This window comes from uncultured Pseudoramibacter sp., assembly GCF_903789625.1.
In the GTDB taxonomy this organism is placed as follows: Bacteria; Bacillota; Clostridia; order Eubacteriales; family Eubacteriaceae; genus Pseudoramibacter; species Pseudoramibacter fermentans.
Window position 1 is genome coordinate 39,231 of record NZ_CAIFFF010000012.1, and the last position, 16,572, is coordinate 55,802.

Annotated in this window: 14 protein-coding genes; 8 read left to right on the forward strand and 6 right to left on the reverse strand. The window is 54.2% G+C overall.

The genetic code is table 11. From position 1 onward, the window contains the following. Positions 1-97 precede the first annotated feature (97 nt). The 4 genes from asrC to QZX60_RS07330 all read right to left on the reverse strand — a co-directional run bounded on the left by asrC (position 98) and on the right by QZX60_RS07330 (position 3,377). The gene (gene asrC, locus QZX60_RS07315; RefSeq protein ID WP_295363064.1) at positions 98-1,138 is read right to left on the reverse strand and encodes a sulfite reductase subunit C; all 1,041 of its coding nucleotides are present in this window, start codon (positions 1,136-1,138) and stop codon (positions 98-100) included. A 9-nt stretch (positions 1,139-1,147) separates the two neighbouring features. After that, positions 1,148-1,951: an anaerobic sulfite reductase subunit AsrB gene (gene asrB, locus QZX60_RS07320; protein ID WP_295363065.1), complete on the reverse strand. Its 804-nt coding sequence runs from the start codon at positions 1,949-1,951 to the stop codon at positions 1,148-1,150. Continuing rightward, a complete protein-coding gene (gene asrA, locus QZX60_RS07325; protein WP_295363068.1) occupies positions 1,944-2,960 on the reverse strand; it encodes an anaerobic sulfite reductase subunit AsrA in 1,017 nt (338 codons plus the stop codon). Before asrA ends, asrB begins: the two co-directional genes overlap by 8 nt. Before the next feature lie 132 nt (positions 2,961-3,092). Continuing rightward, positions 3,093-3,377: a hypothetical protein gene (locus QZX60_RS07330; RefSeq protein ID WP_295363071.1), complete on the reverse strand. Its 285-nt coding sequence runs from the start codon at positions 3,375-3,377 to the stop codon at positions 3,093-3,095. Between the two features lie 340 nt (positions 3,378-3,717). Here QZX60_RS07330 and QZX60_RS07335 point away from each other — a divergent pair, with 340 nt between their 5' ends. Further along, positions 3,718-4,215, forward strand: a complete 498-nt coding sequence (locus QZX60_RS07335; protein ID WP_295363073.1) for a DUF2798 domain-containing protein — start codon at positions 3,718-3,720, stop codon at positions 4,213-4,215. Positions 4,216-4,290: 75 nt separating this feature from the next. Next, positions 4,291-5,232, forward strand: a complete 942-nt coding sequence (locus tag QZX60_RS07340; RefSeq protein ID WP_295363077.1) for a DUF1848 domain-containing protein — start codon at positions 4,291-4,293, stop codon at positions 5,230-5,232. 45 nt (positions 5,233-5,277) lie between these two features. On the opposite strand, the gene QZX60_RS07345 is transcribed toward QZX60_RS07340, so the two are convergent. Next, positions 5,278-5,985, reverse strand: a complete 708-nt coding sequence (locus tag QZX60_RS07345) for an alpha/beta hydrolase-fold protein (protein WP_295363079.1) — start codon at positions 5,983-5,985, stop codon at positions 5,278-5,280. Between the two features lie 275 nt (positions 5,986-6,260). On the opposite strand from QZX60_RS07345, the gene QZX60_RS07350 reads away from it, so the two are divergent. The 3 genes from QZX60_RS07350 to QZX60_RS07360 are packed head-to-tail and all read left to right on the forward strand — an operon-like array spanning position 6,261 to position 9,280. Continuing rightward, positions 6,261-6,881 (forward strand): 4Fe-4S binding protein, encoded by a 621-nt coding sequence (locus QZX60_RS07350; protein ID WP_295363082.1) that lies wholly within the window; start codon positions 6,261-6,263, stop codon positions 6,879-6,881. A 58-nt stretch (positions 6,882-6,939) separates the two neighbouring features. Beyond that, a complete protein-coding gene (locus tag QZX60_RS07355) occupies positions 6,940-8,475 on the forward strand; it encodes a glycine betaine ABC transporter substrate-binding protein (RefSeq protein WP_295363084.1) in 1,536 nt (511 codons plus the stop codon). 10 nt (positions 8,476-8,485) lie between these two features. Beyond that, positions 8,486-9,280, forward strand: coding sequence for an ABC transporter ATP-binding protein (locus QZX60_RS07360; protein ID WP_295363086.1), 795 nt, complete (start codon positions 8,486-8,488; stop codon positions 9,278-9,280). A gap of 39 nt (positions 9,281-9,319) precedes the next feature. Here the strand turns inward: QZX60_RS07360 and QZX60_RS07365 are convergent, their stop codons facing one another. Continuing rightward, positions 9,320-11,815, reverse strand: a complete 2,496-nt coding sequence (locus tag QZX60_RS07365) for an excinuclease ABC subunit UvrA (RefSeq protein WP_295363089.1) — start codon at positions 11,813-11,815, stop codon at positions 9,320-9,322. A gap of 312 nt (positions 11,816-12,127) precedes the next feature. Here QZX60_RS07365 and QZX60_RS07370 point away from each other — a divergent pair, with 312 nt between their 5' ends. From QZX60_RS07370 to QZX60_RS07380, 3 genes are all read left to right on the forward strand, one after another. After that, the gene (locus QZX60_RS07370) at positions 12,128-13,555 is read left to right on the forward strand and encodes an MFS transporter (RefSeq protein WP_295363092.1); all 1,428 of its coding nucleotides are present in this window, start codon (positions 12,128-12,130) and stop codon (positions 13,553-13,555) included. A gap of 165 nt (positions 13,556-13,720) precedes the next feature. Beyond that, complete coding sequence (locus tag QZX60_RS07375; RefSeq protein ID WP_295363095.1) at positions 13,721-15,208, forward strand: C69 family dipeptidase; 1,488 nt, start codon at positions 13,721-13,723, stop codon at positions 15,206-15,208. Positions 15,209-15,341: 133 nt separating this feature from the next. After that, positions 15,342-16,490 carry a DUF362 domain-containing protein gene (locus QZX60_RS07380; protein WP_295363097.1) on the forward strand — a complete coding sequence of 383 codons (1,149 nt, stop codon included), beginning with the start codon at positions 15,342-15,344 and terminating at the stop codon, positions 16,488-16,490. The last annotated feature ends 82 nt before the right edge of the window (positions 16,491-16,572 follow it).

Genomic DNA, 16,572 nt, shown 5'->3' on the forward strand with positions numbered 1-16,572 from the left:
TTTATCACACGAAAGAAACCCCTGCCACGGCAAATGCGCGGTAAACATTTGCACGTAAACAAAAAAACACCGGCCGAAGCCGGTGTATAGTATTTTCTTATTTTTCGCTGAAATCCGTCACGATGGTGCCGTCCGCATGGTAGCGCTGATTGCCGAAATACTTGTTGTGCGCGTATTCGATGCCGTTCCAATTCAGCGGCGTGTAGACTTCCGCAATTTCCGGAAGGTGGACGTCCTTCAACGCCCATTTCAGGAATTCCTCGGTGCCGGTACGGTCGACGATATAGCCGATGTGTTCCTTGCCGCCCGGTGAATCGGGGTTGATATAATGTGCGGTGTAGTCGTAGACGTTTTTGATAATCTGAATGATGCTGTCTTCGTCCGCCCATTTGATAAAATCGACGCCCATTCTCGGATTCTTCTTCCCGGTTCGGCCGAGGAGCGTCACGCGGTAATACTTTTTCTGGCTCCGCGTCCAGGCCAGATTCGGGCAGGCATTGATACACTCGCCGCAGCCAATACATTTGTAAGCGTCGCGCTGTGGACGGAAACGCACTTTTTCCAGCGCGTCGACGGATTTGGACCGGCAAGCCTTGATGCAGGCGCCGCAGCTGATGCAGCGTTCCGGATCGAGGTGGGGCTCGGTCATGCCCATGATACCAATGTCGGCCATTCTGACTTTTTGACAGTCGTTAGGGCACCCGGTTAAAACGATTTTGACGTGGAGATCGTTCGGGAAAATGACCTTTTCGATGCGCTGGGCAAAGGCTGTCGTGTCGTAACAGGCGTAAGGACAAACGCGGTTTCCGACGCAGGCTGAGACGTTGCGCGTCCCGGATGCCGGGTAGCCTTCTCCCCGTTCCCTGCCTGTCTGGTTGACGTCGGTCCCGTCGATGATTTCCTGAAGCGCCGCGTTGACTTCATCCATTTTTTCAAAGGGAATGCCTGGAATTTCGAAGCCCTGGCGCGCCGTCAGATTGACGTGGCCGTTGCCGTATTTTTCCGCGATTTCCTGAATTTTACCAAGGTATTCTGCCTTAAGGAAGCCGCCGGGCACCCGAACCCGTGACGAGGTGATCCCTCTATTTTTGGTTACGCGAAAGGCGTTCTTTTTTAATTGTTTGGTATTGATGTCCATCGTGTCCTCCTAGTCGACCATCGTCTTGCTCTTTAGATACGGGAAAACCGGACCGTCGATGCAGACGTAAGTGTTGCCGATTTTACAGTGGCCGCATTTGCCGAGACCGCAGCACATTTTCCGTTCCTGAGACAGCCAGATATTTTCTTCCGGTATTCCCAGTTCGATCAGTCCTGCGATGGTAAAGCGCATCATCGGCGGCGGCCCGACGACAATCGCCTTCGTGTTCGCCAAATTTTTCGGCGTCAGTTCCGGCACAACCGCTGTGACAAATCCTTCGCGGTAGCCTGGCTGACCCTTCGCGCTGTCCACGGTCATTCTCAAATCGATGTGTGCGTCCCAATATTTCAAATCGTCGCGGAACAGCATGTCGTCCGGTGATTTAAACCCGACAATGGCCGTCATGCCGTCCACAGCTTCTGGATGATGGGCGTAATGGTCGATGACACCGCGAACCGGTGAAACCCCAGTCCCGCCGGCGACCACGATCAGTTCGGAGCCGTCGTAATCGGAAAATTGAAAGCCGTTGCCGTAAGGCCCGCGGATTAAAAGGCTGTCGCCTTCGTAGCGTTCGAAAACCTCGTTGGTCACGACGCCGACACGGCGGATCGTGAAATCGATGGTGTCGTCGCCGATCCCGCTGACTGAAATCGGCGCTTCGCCGTATTTCGGCATGGAAATTTCGAAGAACTGGCCGGGTTTGACCTTTTCCTTCGCCCCGTCAAAATGCATCCGGAAGGTGTATTCGGTCTGGGTGTGACGGATGACTTTTTCAATTTTTGAAGCAAATGGAATGTATTGATTCTTAGTCATTGCCGCGCACCTCCTTCATGCCGTCTTCCAGGTGGTTGATAATATTTGAAAATGAAATGTATTCCGGGCAAATGTCGTCGCATCGGCCGCAGCCCACGCACATCTGATAGCCAAAGCGTTCTCTGAAATCCAACACCTTGTGCAGAGTTTTAAAGCGCATCCGCTGGCCGTTTTTCTGACGGTAGCTCCCGCCGCCGGCCACGTCCGTGTAGCCGTCGACCATGCAGGAGGCCTGAATCCGGCGCCGTTCGCCGACTTTGCCGTTGTCGTCGTAATAGACATCCTGCATCGTAAAGCAGGTGCAGGTCGGGCACACGAAATTGCAGCGGCCGCAGTTGATGCAGCGGCTGTCGTACTGATCCCACATCTTACTCATGCCGACTTTGTAGCTCAGGTCTTCTGGGATGTTCACCTTCACCTTATTTTCAGTGACCCGCTGGGGCGCAACGTCTGCCGATGCCGCGCCGGCCGCCTTTAACAATTCATTCCATTCGTCCTTTTTACAATCCAGACGATAATGACCGTCTACCAAATCGACGCTGAAGTCGTAATTGTCGGCCATATTGGACTGCATCGAGACGCAGAATCCGTTTTCGCAGGATTCAGAACAGCCGATTAAGGCAAAGGCCATGTCCCTGCGTCTTCTTTCGTAATAATAATCCGGATCGCCATTTTTCATATAAATTTGATCCATCCGTTTCACCGCGGCCAGATCACAGCTTCTCAGAAATACCAATTTCTTCTTGACTGGCCCTTCTGTTTCGCCGGCGTGATTTTCCGCGAAATAAAACAGCGTTTCCGATGGCGGCAGTACCGCCTCTTTCCACGAATACGCGGACTTTTCGTTGAACTCAATTTCGTCCAGCGATTCGATGACGGCGTAACGGACCGCATCCGTGTCGGAAAAGCGTCCCCCGCCATTAAATTTCTTCGGTGCCCAGATTTCGTACGCTTCTTTCAGCTTGTCGATGAAATCTGAAAATTGCTCCCGATCGGCAATATAACCCATAAATCCTCCTTCTGTATCAGCATAATTTAATTATGCAAACCATTTCTTTATTAATTTTAGCATTTTTTATTGTTTTTGTCAGTTGTTTTTACAACGATATGGTCATTAATTGTTTAATTCGTGTAAATTTTATCAATTATATTCCGAACATTTGCCATTTACTTCAAATGTGCGCGTGTTTTTCCGCATCGCTGCCGCGTAAAGGACGACGCAGAGCGCGATCGACACCAAATCGGCAGCCGGCTGCGCCCAAACCAGCCCATTTATGCCAATCGCAGCGTTTAATATAAAAAGCAGCGGCAGATAGACGAGCCCCTGCCGGCTAATATTGACAAAGAAAGATGAGACGGCCGCGTTCATTGCCTGAAGGGCGTTGAGAATCGTGTAGTATATGCCAAAGAGTGGACCTGTGATCAATAAAATGCGGGAGAAACGCACCGCGTAGTCAAATGCGCTTTGATTGCCTTTCTTTTTGAGACTTTAAATATAGATAGCTACAGTTTTGTGTGTAAAAAAAGTGATTTTTAAAACGCGGGCGTTACGCCAGATTTTTTCAGCCCGCTCATAAAATTCACGGAACAGGGCTTTTTCATTTGTCCAGTGTTTTTTTGAAAATTTTCAAATAATTTTGCAATCCGCTTTACAAAACGACAGGGCCGTGATAAAATGTAAAGCAAATTCAATATCGGTGAAATTGGAAACGCACACTCCTGAAGTGATAACGAACAACACGGTGATCACGAGAGGAGTTTTTTTTATGCCTAAAAACAAATTTGAAAACTTTATTTTTACCGTCATCATGGCTTTCATCATGGTCTACGCGATGATCTGCTACAACATTTCGCTGAACATCGGCGGCATGACCAATCAGGTCTTCCTGATGGCCTTCTCTGAGCTGAGAATCATGTGGCCGGTGGCCATCGTGCTAGAAATGTTCGTGATGGAAAGACCGGTCATCTACCTGACAAACCGCGTCGTCACAAAAGACATGCCGTTCATCTGGATCCTTTTAATCCGATGCTCGCTGACCGTCTGCCTGATGTGCCCGGCAATGAGCTTCGTCGCGACGCTGCTTTTCAAAAATTTCGCGCAGTCCGGATTTGTCGGCATGTGGCTTCAGACCACGGCCATGAATTTCCCGATGGCACTGGCTTGGCAGATCTTTTTTGGCGGCCCGCTCGGGCGTCTGTGCTTCCGCCTGATCTTCAGAAGACAAAAGCGTCAAGTTCCTTCCGCTGAAAGTGTCTCCGAATAATCGCCGTCTGCAGCGCGTCCGCCCTCTTGTTGACAACTGTGTTAGACTTAAATCAAAAACAAGGGAGGCGGACCGATGATTTTATATTCCAGCATGCGCACAGACATCCCGGCGTTTTACAGCGATTGGTTTTACAATCGGATTGCCGACGGCCGAGTCCTGGTCCGCAATCCCTATTATCCCCAGCACGTGTCGCAATATCGGCTCACGCCCGATGTTGTCGACATTTTTTACTTTTTGACGAAAAATCCCGAACCGATGCTGAGCCGCCTCGACCGGCTCAAAGCCTTCCGCACCTTCTGGCACATCACCCTCACGCCCTATCAACGGGATATCGAACCCAACGTCCCGGATAAACATGACATCATCCGTGCCTTTAAAGCGCTGTCCCGCTGCGTCGGGCCCGATCGCGTCGAGTGGCGGTACGATCCGATTTTCGTAACCGGCCCATACAGTGTCGCCTACCACATCGACGCCTTCGAAAAACTCGCGACGGCGCTGGAGGGCGCCACGCACCGCTGCGTCATCAATTTTATCGATCTGTATCAAAAGGTTCGGAAAAATTTTCCTGAGGTTTCCCCGATCACGGCGTCGCAGCGCCAGGCGATCAGCGCAGCCATTGTCAAAAGCTGCCGCGCCCACGGCATGATTCCCTGCGCTTGTGCGTCCAACGGCGATCTCGCCGCTGTCGGTTTCGACTGCTCCGGATGTATGACAAAAGAAAAGGTCGAGCGCCTCTACCACGAAGCGATCGACCCACCGGCTTCTCGGATTGGCGCCGGCACCGGCGCCCTGGCCGGCTGTCCCTGCATCACCGGCTACGACATAGGCGCCTACAACACCTGCCCCCACGGCTGCAGGTACTGCTACGCCAATTACGATTTAGAAACCGTTCGAACCAATTACCGTAAACACGACCCCGCCGCACCGTTTTTAATCGGCGGCTCGCTGCCCGGCGATATCCTGCACGACGCCCACCATACCTCCTGGATGACCGGTCAGCTCACCTTATTTTAAATTTTTTAGCCTTTTACCAGCAGTGATTTAACGATCACTGCTTTTTTATTTTGTCAACGCTTCGGCGCACCAGATGTACCCCGCCGCGCAGCGCTTTTCAGGATCCTTGAAGTGGTTGCCCGGATGCCATGCCAGCGTGCAGCTTTCAACCGACGCATTTTGTTTGAGCACGTCGTATTGGTAGCGGATGTTGTCGCCGACCTGCGCCATAACCTGATTGCGCGCCTTTTCCTCTTTATCGCCAAGGCTTAAATAAATCGCTGGCACCTTGGGCGCGTGGGCGTCGCTGTAATCCCGCCATCCGGGAAACCAGACTGAAGGTGACGCTGCCATGACCGCCGCGAAGGCGTCTGTTTGATAAGCACACCAAAGGGCAAACAGCCCGGCCAGGGAGTAACCGCCGACGACAATCGGCGTTGTTTCGGAAAGCCCCGCCCGGGCGCGCACTTCGGGGATGAACGTCCCGCTGACGAAAGCCAAGGTGTCTGCCGCGCCGTGGCCAAAGCCTTCCTTTCCGAAAACCGGCGGCGCGTCCCACGGCGTCAGATCGGCGTTCCAATCGCCGACGTAAAAATCGGCAAAAACAAAGGGTTGTTCGATTTGTTGATTCATGATCTCCAGCATCGCCGGAAGGCCTTCAGCGTCGTGATCGTCCACCGCCTGAATGAAAATCAGTTCTGCTTCACGACCGTCACCGCCCGGTGTGCACAGTTCGCAGGCTTTTCCTGCTAGTTTAAAGGCTGCCTTTTTCATTGATTTTCCTCCTGTGGATATTTTATGTCATTATAACACATATCATACGGGTCAGGCACCTCTAGAAAATTGCCACGAATCTCTTTAAGCGTGTGTTCAAAATGATTATTATTTTGCGATCCTATTTCTAATCTATACAACACCATCATTACAGCCGCCTAACGGCGGATTTTTTATTGTAAATTTTTTATTGACATTTTAATTCAAAGGGTTTATGATGACATTAATAAAATTTGTAATGTATTTAGATTCAACAGATTGAAGAGGAGAACGCAATGAACGCACAAGATTGTTTGAACATGCTCAGAGAAATTCGCGACGTGGCCTTCGCAACCGTCGATGCCGACGGCAGACCCCACAACCGCATCATCGATGTCATGATCGTCGAGGACGAAAAGCTCTATTTCTGCACCGCAAGGGGCAAGGATTTTTATAAAGAACTGACCGCTAATCCAAATGTCGCGATCACTGGACTGAATCAAAACTGGCAGGCTGTTCGGCTGACCGGAGAAGCGAAGCGGATCACAGAAGATCACGATCAATGGATCGACCGCATCTTCGAAGAAAATCCGTCGATGAACGGCGTGTATCCCGGTGACGCCCGCTACATCCTCGATCCCTTTGTAATTGACGCGGGACAGCTGGAATGCTTTGACTTATCCTCGCATCCGATCCACCGGGAATACTTTACCTTCGGCGCGGAAAAGGACGTGCAGACGCCAGGATTCTTGATCACGGACAGCTGCATTGAATGCGGCACCTGCCAGTCCGTCTGCCCACAGAACGCGATCGAAGCCGACAGCCCCTACCGGATCCGTCAGGACGCCTGCCTACACTGCGGCCTGTGCTACGAAAACTGCCCGGTTTCCTGCATCGTGCGCCGGGACGAAAACTAACTGCACCTCTGTTTGAGGCTGAAGACAGGCGCATCTGCGCGTGCCGGAAAGGACATCCATGATCACTTCAACCTTTAAGCTGCTGGCCGCCCGCCGGGATTTCTTTCTCGGCCTGCTGATCGAGCATCTCGAAATTTCTTTTGCCGCGATCGCCATTGCCATTGTCTTTGGCGGCCTCGTCGGCATCCTGATCGCCGAGTATCAGAAATCGGCCAAGCCGACCCTCGGCGTCATCAATTTTTTATACACCATCCCTTCCATTTCGATGCTGGGGTTCCTGATTCCCTTTTCAGGCGTCGGCAACACCACCGCTGTCATCGCGCTCACCATTTACGCGCTGCTGCCGATGGTCCGCGCCGTCCACACCGGACTCACCAACGTCGATCCGGCGATCGTCGAGGCAGCAAAGGGCATGGGCAGCACCAAACGGCAGGTGCTCTTCAAGGTGAAGCTGCCATTGGCCATGCCCGTCATTCTTTCCGGCATCCGCAATATGATCACGATGACCATCGCTTTGGCCGGTATCGCCTCCTTCATTGGGGCCGGCGGCCTCGGGGTGGCGATTTACCGCGGCATCACGACCAACAATGCTGCCATGACCCTCGCCGGCAGTCTGCTCACTGCGGTTTTGGCGTTGGTAGCGGACCTGCTCCTCGGCCTGCTGGAAAAACAGCTCCAAAAACGCTCCGTCAAGGCGCGGAAGCGCACGAAGGAGGTGCTGATCGCCATCGCCGCTGTCGTGATCGGCGCCATCGTCTTCGCGGTCGTTCCTAAAAAACAAAACGCGACGATTCACATCGCGACCAAACCAATGACAGAACAGTACATCCTCGGTGAAATGCTCGACATTTTGATTGAACAGGATACCGATCTCAACGTCAAGCTCACTCAAGGTGTCGGCGGCGGCACCTCCAACATTGAGCCGGCACTGGAAAGCGGCAAGTTCGACCTTTACCCGGAATACACCGGCACCGGCTGGAATATGGTGCTCAAAAACAAATCGGTCTACAGCGAGGACCAGTTTAAGACGCTGCAAAAAGCTTACAACAAGAAGGGCTTGACGTGGGCGGGCATGTACGGCTTTAACAATACCTACGGCCTCGTCGTCCGCAAGCCGATCGCCGACCAATACAACATCAAGACCTATTCCGACCTTCGCGATCACGCTCAGGATCTCACCTTCGGCGCCGAATACGACTTTTTCGAACGCAAGGACGGCTACGACGCCCTCTGCAAGACCTACAACATGCGTTTCGGCAAGACGATGGACATGGACATCGGTCTCAAATACAAGGCCTTATCAGAAAACCAGATCGACGTCATGGTCGTGTTCACCACAGATGGGCAGCTCGCCGACGCCAACGCCGTGGTGCTCAAAGACGATAAAAATTTCTTCCCCTCTTACCGCTGCGGCAATGTCGTTCGGACAGAAGTCTTAAATGCGCATCCTGAGCTCAAAAAGGTCTTTAAAAAGCTGACCGGCAAAATCAGCGACGCAGACATGGTCAAGATGAACAACGAAGTCGACGTCAAGAAAAAAGAACCTCGGGACGTCGCCAGAGCTTTCTTAAAAGAAAAGGGATTATTAAAATAAGAGGTAAAAAATGAACGAACCTGTGATTCAATTTGAACACGTCACCAAAAAATACGGCGAAGCGACGATCATTCCGGATCTGAGCTTTGCTGTCGCGCGCGGCGACTTCGTCACCATCATCGGCTCTTCGGGATGCGGCAAAACGACGACCCTCAAAATGATCAACGCGTTAATTGCGCCCACCGCCGGCGACATTTTCGTCCAAGGCAAAAACATCCGCGATGTCGACCACATCATGCTCAGGCGCAACATCGGCTACGCCATTCAGGGCAGCGTCCTTTTTCCGCACATGACCGTCGAGCAGAACATCGCCTACGTGCCCAATCTCTGGAACAAGAATGACCACAAACGCACGGAGGCCGCCATTGACAAGTGGATGGCCATCGTCGGGCTGGACCCGGCGATGAAGGACCGCTTCCCGGCGGAGCTCTCCGGCGGCCAGCAGCAGCGGGTCGGTATCGCGCGAGCCCTCGCCGCCTCGCCGGAAATTCTGCTGATGGATGAACCCTTCGGCGCGGTCGACGAAATCACCCGAAGCAGCCTCCAGGACGAAATCGCGAGAATCCACCGCGAAACGGGCATCACTGTGCTCTTTGTCACTCACGACATCAAGGAGGCCCTCAAGCTCGGCACCACGGTCATGATCATGGATCATGGCGAAATTCAGCAGTACGATACCCCTGACGAAGTACTCGCCCATCCGGCTAATTCTTTCGTCGGAAGGTTTTTCCGAAACGAACGACACATCTGCACGATGCCCGACGACAAAATCGGCGAATGTGCATACAACCGCGTTCACGCGTAAAAAAGCGGGGTACCTGCCCCGCTCAATTTTTATCAAAATTTACAAATACCTTCCCGTCACGCTTTCCGCACAATTTTTAACAGCTTCCACCGTCCCGGCCGCGACGATGCGCCCGCCTTCTTCGCCGCCGCCCGGCCCCATATCGACGAGGTAATCGGCGTTGTGAATCACGTCGAGATCGTGTTCGATGACCACAATCGTCGCGCCAAAATCAATCAGCGTCTGGAAGACCGTCAGCAGTGTTTTCACGTCGAGGGGATGCAGGCCGATGGTCGGTTCGTCGAAGACGAACAGCGCGTCCTTTTGAGGGCGCCCCATCTCGCTCGCCAGCTTGAGCCGCTGGGCTTCGCCGCCGGAAAGCCCCGGCGTCGCCTCGCCCAAGGTGAGATAGCCTAGGCCAAGATCGTGCAGCACCTGAAGGCGCCTGCACACCGCCGGCAGGCCCTGACAGGCGTCAAACGCCTCGTCGACGCTCATCGCCATCAGCTGCGGCAGCGTCAACGCCTTTTTCGCTTTGTTGTGCCAATGAATGTGGTCCGCCTCCGCGCTGTAGCGCGTACCGCCGCAGTCCGGGCAGGTGATTTCCACATCGGGTAAAAACTGCACGTCCAGGCTGATCGTACCTGTTCCCTCACAGGTCGGGCATTTGAGTGCGCCGGTATTGTAGGAAAAGGCACCGGGCTTGAAGCCGGCCGCCTTTGCCTCGTCGGTCTGGGCGAAAATCTTGCGCAGCCTGTCGTGGACCCCTGCGTACGTCGCCACCGTCGAGCGGACGTTGATGCCGATAGGCGTCGCGTCGATCAGCTTGACCTGTTCAATGCCCGGCGCCTCAATTCTTTTGATGTGCGCCGGAAGCGGCCGCCCCTCGATTTGCGCCGTCAATCCAGGGATGAGGCTCTCCAAAATCATCGTCGTCTTGCCCGAGCCGGAAACCCCGGTGACCACTGAGAGCCGCCCTTTCGGGAAGGTGGCGTCTAGCGGCTTTACCGTATGAATCGGTCCGGTTTGCATGCGAATGGCCCCGTTGTCAAACAGCTCCGATTCCGGGCAGCGCTTTCGAACCTGGACGGTTTCTCCAGAAAGATAGGGCCCGATAATCGATGCCGGGTTCTTTTCCATTTTTGCAACCGGCCCCTGGGCGAAGACCTGTCCACCGTCGGCGCCGGCCTTCGGTCCCATTTCAATCAGCCAGTCCGCCTGTCTTAAAACCTGTGTGTCGTGATCCACCAGCACCACCGAATTGCCGTCGTCAATCAAATCGCCCATCACCCTGGTGAGCCCTTCGATATTGGCCGGGTGCAGCCCAATCGACGGCTCGTCCAATACGTAAAGTACACCGGTCGTCCGATTGCGCACGGCCCGGGCCAGCTGCATCCGCTGACGCTCGCCAGTCGACAGCGTCGACGCGGCGCGGTCCAATGTGATGTAGCCCAGCCCCAGATCCAAAAGGCGCTTCGCGGTGCCTTCAAAAGACGCACAGATGCTCGCCGCCATCGGCCGCATCTCGTCCGGCATCGTCCCCGGCACGCCTTTGACCCACCCGCAAAGGGCGGTAAGCGTCATTTGGCAGGCCTGATCCAGCGTAATCCCTCTGAGCTTCGGCGCCCGTGCCGCTTCGGAAAGCCGAGTCCCGCCGCAGTCCGGGCAGACTGCCGTCTTTAGAAATTTCTCAACCCGTTTCATGCCCTTTTCGTCCTTGACGTGGGACAGCGCATTCTCCACAGTGTATTTTGCGTTGAAATAGGTGAAATCCATGTCGCCGGACGCGCCGCTGGTTTTGTTCTGATAGATGATGTTCTTTTTGACGGCTGGGCCGTTAAACACAATGTCCCGCTCCTTCGGCGTCAAATCCTTAAAGGGCACGTCGGTGCGCACGCCCATTTCTCTGGCGATGTCCTTCATCAACGACCACATCAGCGTCTGCCACGGCCGCACAGCGCCTTCGTCGATGGACAGCGTTTCGTCCGGCACGAGGGTTGCCTCGTCGACAGTACGCACCAGCCCCGTGCCTTCGCAGGTTGGGCAGGCGCCGCGGCTGTTGAACGCCAGGTCCTCCGCGCCTGGCCCGTAAAACTGCGCGCCGCACGTCGGACAAGTAATGGCCTTCATCGCCGCCACATTGAGCGACGGCGGCACGTAATGGCCGTTGGGGCACCGATGGCTGCCCAATCGGGAAAACATCAGGCGCAGGCTGTTCAAAAGCTCGGTCGCCGTGCCAAAGGTGCTGCGCACCCCTGGCACCCCCGGGCGCTGCCGCAGGGCCAGCGCCGCTGGAATATAGCGGACCGCCTCCACCTCTGCCTTCTCCGCCTGGGTCATGCGCCTGCGCGTGTAGGCGGAAAGCGCCTCCAAATAGCGGCGGGAACCCTCGGCGTAAAGGACCCCCAGCGCCAGAGACGACTTGCCCGATCCGGAAACGCCGGCGATGCCGACCACTTTGTTGAGGGGGATGTCGACGTCGATATGTTTGAGATTGTGGACGTCCGCCCCCCGCACTTCGATTTTATTTGGCATTTTTTCGTGATTCTGTCCCATCAGCCTGCCTCCTGCATTGATACAATATTTTATTTATTGTACCATTACTTGAGCTGGACGCTTTAATGATTACGCAATAAAATTATTTGACAAAAATTTTTCTGTCGTTTAGGATAATATTAAAGTCTTTTCAAGCGACACATGATGTCCTTTGTAACGGCTTTTTTCTTTTGACACATTTTGTGTCCCATTTCCACAACTAAATAAAAGACAGCTCAAAGCAGAACCCTTTCGGAACTGTTGTCTGGCGTTTGTTCGGCCAGTCCTACGTCTAAAAGATGTCGCGACCTGTCACAGGAAAGGAGTTATTTTATGAACAATCCAAAACCCGTGAAACACGCGGCAGCTGTCTTAACGGCCATTGCACTTGGCGCTTTTCTGGCGACATTTAACGAAACCTTTTTAAACGTCGCCTTGACGCCGATCATGCACACCTTTCACATCAATTCCGGTCAAGTTCAATGGGTCTCCACTGCCTACATGCTGGTAGCAGCCGTCACCGTACCGATGGTCAGCTTTCTGTTCCGCAGTGTGCCTACCCGCCGCTTAACCACGGTGGCCTTTATCTTTCTGCTGGCAGGCTCTTTAATTGGCGCTTTCTCAACAGCTTTTCCCGTTTTGATTGTCGGCCGCTGTGTCCAGGCCGTGGGCACTGGCATGATCGTCCCAATCGGCATGAACCTGACACTGCTCATCGCACCCAAGGGGCGCCTCGGCACCTATATGGGCGTCGTCAGCGCGGTGACGCTGCTGGGTCCGGCATTCGGCCCCATCGCTGGCGGCCTGTTATTGTCCGTCTCTGACTGGCATCTCTTATTTTTCGTTTTTTCCGCGCTGACTGCGGCTGCACTTGTCTTCAATGTCATTTTCATCGACGATTACGCTGCCCTCAGCCAGCCGAAACTCGACGTCCTCTCTGTGATTTTGGTTAGCCTGACGCTACTTGGGATCATGTACGGCATTTCGACCATCTTCTCGCAAAGCGTCATCGTCGCGATTCTGGCTTTTGTCATCGGGATCGTCAGCGCGGGGCTGTTTATCCGGCGCCAGCATCAATTGGCCGAACCCCTTTTGGACCTGCGTCCCTTTAAGGATGCGTCCTTTGTCAAGGGCATTGCCGTTGTCTTCATCGCCTTCATGTCGGTCTTCGCGATGAACATTCTGCTGCCGCTCTACATGCAGAACGCTCTCGGATTCTCAGCCCTCGATGCAGCACTGACTTTATTGGTGCCCTGCTTATCCTGCGTCGTCTTTGCCCCGCTGGCCGGCAGTCTTTACGATCGATACGGCTTTAAACATTCCCTGCCGATTTCCCTTTTGGTGATGGCCGCTTTTCTGCTCCTCATGTCGACGGTGACCGGCACCCACACCGCGGGCGTACAGATTGCCCTCATTTATCTGCCGATTCTCGCCGGCTGCAACTTCAGTATCGGACCGACCCAAAGCTACGTGTTGGACAACTTGTCTGAAGACCTGCATCCCCACGGCGTCACGATCTGCTACACCGCGATCCAAACGGCTGGATGCTTTGGTTCATCCCTTTACGTCGGCATCCTCAGCGCCGTCGAACAGGGGCGGCTCGCCGCCGGTTTTAAGAGCGCACTGGCTGTCACTGGCGGCTTCCATGTCAGCTGCGCCACTGCCGCGGCTGTCGCGCTCATCGGATTCGTCGTCGCATTGTCATTAACCTGGCATCCCTTTGCCGCCGCTCCGAAACAAAGCAGCGAACAGTTGTCATAGTCCATCATTAAAAAGGTCATCTTGTGATGAGATGGCCTTTTTGCTTGCGGTACGATTGTGATGCGATGCGCCGCCTGCAAATCGCCATGTTTTCTTAAGAAGAAATGCGCTAAAATAGAAGCAAATTGTTTATCTGTTGATTATTAATAGAAAAAGGAGAATGCTATGCCTTGTACTACGCTTTTAGTCGGTAAACGCGCGTCCTACGACGGTTCAACGATGATCGCTCGAAATGACGATTCGGGTGCCGGCCACTACACACCGAAAAAATTTGCCGTCGTCACACCCGACGCACAGCCGCGTCACTACCGTTCGGTCTTAAGCCACGTCGAAATTGATCTGCCGGACAACCCGATGCGCTACACCAGCGTGCCCAACGCGCTGGCGGGCGAAGGCATCTGGGCCGCGGCCGGCGTCAACGCTGCCAACGTCGCGATGACCGCGACCGAAACCATCACCTCCAACGAACGGGTGCTCGGCGCAGACCCGTTGGTCCATTACCTGCCAGCTGAAGCGTCGCCGGACGGTATCGAAAAGCCCGGCGGCATCGGTGAAGAAGATTTCGTCACCCTCGTGCTGCCCTATATCTCAAGCGCGCGGGAGGGTGTGCTGCGTCTCGGCAGCCTTCTTGAAACATTCGGCACCTACGAAATGAACGGCGTGGCCTTTTCCGACGCCGATGAAATCTGGTGGATGGAAACGATCGGCGGTCACCATTGGATCGCGCGCCGCGTGCCGGACGACCGCTACGTCGTGATGCCCAATCAGCTCGGGATCGACCAATTCGATCTCGAGGACGCCTTCGGCGAACAGCGCAATTTCCTCTGTTCCTCTGATCTGAGGACCTTTATCGCCGATCATCACTTAAACCTGTCCTTCGACAACAGCTTGAATCCCCGGGAGTCCTTCGGCAGCCACGACGACGCGGATCACGTCTACAACACGCCGCGGGCCTGGTTCATCGGGCGGTATTTCAACCCGACCACGTACATTTGGGACGGCCCAGACGCCGACTTCACGCCTGAATCTGATGACATTCCCTGGAGCTTTGTGCCCGAACGGAAAATCACGCCGGAGGATGTGAAATACGTCCTCTCCTCTCACTATCAGGGTACCCCCTACGATCCCTACGGCAGCTATGGCGAAGATAACCGCCGCGGCGCTTACCGCTCCATTGGCGTCAACCGCAACGATTTTCTCGCCATGCTCCAGATCCGCCCGGACATGCCGGCACACGCTCGGGCTTTACAATGGCTGTGCTTCGCGTCCAATCCATTTAACGCCTGGATTCCGCTGTACACCCAAATTGACACCGTGCCCGCTTTTCTTGCCACGACAGGCGAACACACTTCAACCGACAGCTTCTACTGGTGCAGCCGTCTAATCGCTGCCTTGGCCGACGCCGGCTATCAAAACTGCCTGAATCACATCGAGCATTACCAACAGGCCGTCCAGTCAAAGGGACAGGCCATGCTCGCCCATTACGATCCGCTGTTGAAGCAATCTGACCCCAGCGAAGCTCAGGCCCTTTGCGAAGAGGCCAATGCCGCCGTCACCGACGCGCTGGAAAAGCTGTGTCACAACACGCTGGATCTCGTCCTCTTTGAAACCAGCAATTTGATGAAAAACGCCTACGCGCGGTCGGATGCGTAGGTGTGACGCCTTTCACCGGCTCTAAAATTTTAAGCCTGCGGTGAAACCTTATACGTAAATCTGTTTTCGTTAAATTTGAAGGCTATGATATACTTTAATTAATCATCATAGAAAATTAATATGGAGGAATGCTATGGAGAAATCCAAGGTTTATTTCACCGATTTTAGAACACGGCTTGGTGTCCCGCTCACGACAAAGCTGCAGAAACTGATCAAAAAAGCGGGAATCGGCGATATCGACATGCAGGGCAAGTTCGTCGCCATCAAAATGCACTTCGGCGAACTCGGCAATCTCGCCTACCTGCGGCCGAACTACGCCAAGGCGGTCGCCGACATTGTCAAGGAACAGGGCGGTCTACCGTTTTTGACCGACTGCAATACCCTCTACCCTGGCAGCCGCAAGCACGCGCTGGAACATTTGGACTGCGCCAATCTCAACGGCTTCAATCCGACCACGACAGGCTGTCAAATCATCATCGGCGACGGGCTCCGCGGCACAGATGACATCGAAGTGCCGGTCCACAACGGAGAATACTGCAAAACCGCAATGATCGGCCGTGCGGTGATGGACGCGGATATCGTCATCAGCCTGACCCACTTCAAAGGGCACGAACAGGCCGGCTTCGGCGGATGTATCAAAAATATTGGGATGGGCTGCGGTTCCCGCGCTGGCAAAATGCTGCAGCACCAGAGCGGTCATCCCCATGTGATCGAAGACAACTGCCGCGGATGTCAGCGCTGCGCGACAGAATGCGGTTCTGACGCAATCACGTATCTTGAAAAAGAAATTGACGGCAAAAAAGTCAAGAAGGCGTATATCGATCCGGAAATCTGCAAAGGCTGCGGCCGCTGCATCGGCGCCTGCGCCTTCGACGCCATTGAAAATGATAACTGGGATGCGCCGGCACTGCTCGGCTGCCGGATGGCCGAATACACGCAAGCCGTCTGCTACGGCAGACCGACCTTCCACATCAGCCTCATTACCGACGTGTCGCCGAACTGCGACTGCCACGGCGAAAACGACGCCCCGATTCTTCCCGATATCGGAATGCTCGCTTCCTTCGATCCAGTCGCCCTCGATCAGGCCTGTGTCGACTTGTGTGAAAAGGCGTCGCCGATTCAGAATTCTCAGCTCGGGGATAACATGGCCTCACCAGATTTTCACGATCACGGTGATGTCTGGCTCAACAGCAACCCGAACGTCGCGTGGAAAGAAACCCTCGAACACGGTGAAAAAATCGGACTGGGTTCGAGAGATTACGAACTCGTCACGATGAAATAAGCGGCGCCATAACCGCCTTGACACCACAAAAGGGGCTGTGAAAAAACACAGCCCAATGAAAGAAGGACCTGAGACTCTTGTG

Excerpts from the sequence above, each read along its gene's own strand:
- asrC (WP_295363064.1), bottom strand. The coding sequence starts at position 1,138 with ATGGACATCAATACCAAACAATTAAAAAAGAACGCCTTTCGCGTAACC.
- asrB (WP_295363065.1), bottom strand. The coding sequence starts at position 1,951 with ATGACTAAGAATCAATACATTCCATTTGCTTCAAAAATTGAAAAAGTC.
- asrA (WP_295363068.1), bottom strand. The coding sequence starts at position 2,960 with ATGGGTTATATTGCCGATCGGGAGCAATTTTCAGATTTCATCGACAAG.
- QZX60_RS07335 (WP_295363073.1), top strand. The coding sequence starts at position 3,718 with ATGCCTAAAAACAAATTTGAAAACTTTATTTTTACCGTCATCATGGCT.
- QZX60_RS07340 (WP_295363077.1), top strand. The coding sequence starts at position 4,291 with ATGATTTTATATTCCAGCATGCGCACAGACATCCCGGCGTTTTACAGC.
- QZX60_RS07345 (WP_295363079.1), bottom strand. The coding sequence starts at position 5,985 with ATGAAAAAGGCAGCCTTTAAACTAGCAGGAAAAGCCTGCGAACTGTGC.
- QZX60_RS07350 (WP_295363082.1), top strand. The coding sequence starts at position 6,261 with ATGAACGCACAAGATTGTTTGAACATGCTCAGAGAAATTCGCGACGTG.
- QZX60_RS07355 (WP_295363084.1), top strand. The coding sequence starts at position 6,940 with ATGATCACTTCAACCTTTAAGCTGCTGGCCGCCCGCCGGGATTTCTTT.
- QZX60_RS07360 (WP_295363086.1), top strand. The coding sequence starts at position 8,486 with ATGAACGAACCTGTGATTCAATTTGAACACGTCACCAAAAAATACGGC.
- QZX60_RS07365 (WP_295363089.1), bottom strand. The coding sequence starts at position 11,815 with ATGGGACAGAATCACGAAAAAATGCCAAATAAAATCGAAGTGCGGGGG.
- QZX60_RS07370 (WP_295363092.1), top strand. The coding sequence starts at position 12,128 with ATGAACAATCCAAAACCCGTGAAACACGCGGCAGCTGTCTTAACGGCC.
- QZX60_RS07375 (WP_295363095.1), top strand. The coding sequence starts at position 13,721 with ATGCCTTGTACTACGCTTTTAGTCGGTAAACGCGCGTCCTACGACGGT.
- QZX60_RS07380 (WP_295363097.1), top strand. The coding sequence starts at position 15,342 with ATGGAGAAATCCAAGGTTTATTTCACCGATTTTAGAACACGGCTTGGT.